Annotated in this window: 1 protein-coding gene and 1 pseudogene; one reads left to right on the top strand and one right to left on the bottom strand. The window is 59.5% G+C overall.

Annotated elements, in window-relative coordinates; genetic code table 11:
* The first annotated feature begins 48 nt into the window (after positions 1-48).
* Positions 49-541, top strand: a pseudogene (locus tag AB4Z23_RS27070) (Dps family protein).
* Positions 542-806: 265 nt separating this feature from the next.
* On the opposite strand, the gene AB4Z23_RS27065 reads toward AB4Z23_RS27070, so the two are convergent.
* On the bottom strand, positions 807-1364 hold the full coding sequence (locus tag AB4Z23_RS27065; protein WP_035201057.1) for a pyridoxamine 5'-phosphate oxidase family protein: 558 nt from the start codon (positions 1362-1364) through the stop codon (positions 807-809).
* Positions 1365-1385: the final 21 nt, after the last annotated feature.

Here is a 1385-nt window from a genome sequence, read left to right as displayed (position 1 = left end):
TTCGCCAGCTCCGTCATAGTCAATTCATTTTCAGGAAAATCGGTCAAATTGCGTGCTGCCGCTGCGCTGAGAGGTCCGACAGGACTGGGCAGCGACGCGGTCAGGGACATCTCCGCCGGCGCCCCCACCGTGCTGGCAGATGTGTTCGCGCTCTATATCAAGACCAAGAATTTTCACTGGCATATGTCCGGATCGGATTTCCGCGATTGCCATCTGCTACTCGACGAGCACGGCGACGAACTGTTTGCGATGACCGATCCGCTCGCCGAACGGGTCCGCAAGGTTGGCGGCGACACGCTGCGGTCGATCGGCGACATCTCGCGCAAGCAACAATGATGCCGACTGCGTGCATCCACATGGAATGCTCGCCGAACTGCGCGACGACAATGGCAGCCTTGTCGCAAGCATGCGCTCGCTGCATGACGTCTGCGATGAGTGTGGCGACGTCGCGACCGCCAGTCTGATCGAGAACTGGATCGACGAAACCGAAAAGCGTGTCTGGTTCCCGTTTGAGATTCTGCGCGACACTAACGGCCAATGATTTGACCGAGGGTGCCCTGAATTCCGCTCCCCGCCCCTTGGGATCGCGGCGGCGGCGGAGCAAACCCGCATCTGGCTAATGGCGAATTGCTAATGGCAAGGACGCCAACTGCCATCAGGATTTGATGCGAACCCAACGCGGGCAGGTCGATCGAGCGTCAAGGGAAACGGCGGATGGCCGATTGAAGCCAGACCCAGGTCGTCAGGGCAACCTTGGCGGCAATAGCGATCCCACCCAGCCGGAGCGGAAATTGTTCGCGGCCCGACTAGGCGTCGTCGAACATCCCCGTCGGTAGGCCATCCATGCTGTATGTGTTCTTTTCCCGACGATAGATTTCGATACCATCACGGCCTTTTGCATCGGTCCATTGGTCAAGGCTTGGCCGCTCGGCCTTGTAGTCGAAAAGAGGGACGCCGAAGCCGCAAGAGGTTTGGACCAGGTCGATGTCCAGCAGAATGACCTGCCGGGCTCCTGAGGGCTCCGAACCGTTGTAGTGAGTGGTCAAGATATTTTCGTATTCGGGGCTGTCGCGGCGGATGGAGCGTCCGCGACCGTAAAGGCGCAAGATCATTGGCGGCCCTTCGACGGCACAAAACATGATCGTCAGCCGACCATCCGCGCGCAAATGCGCGGCGGTTTCGTTTCCACTCCCGGTCCTGTCCAGATAGACCACCGTATTTGCATCGACTACCCGCAGGCAGCCGGTCTCCCGCGGCGACACATTCACCCGGGAATGGCCGGTGGCCGAGGCGGTAAAGAAGATGTGCTGCCGACCGATAAAGTCCTGGAGACGAGCGTCGATGCTCTCGAATTGCTTTGCCACGGCCGATGCGTCCTTTTTGCT

Origin of the sequence: Agrobacterium sp. MCAB5, assembly GCF_052114365.1 — a bacterium.
GTDB classification, from domain to species: Bacteria; Pseudomonadota; Alphaproteobacteria; order Rhizobiales; family Rhizobiaceae; genus Agrobacterium; species Agrobacterium tumefaciens.
This window is presented reverse-complemented; position numbering and strand designations above follow the sequence as displayed.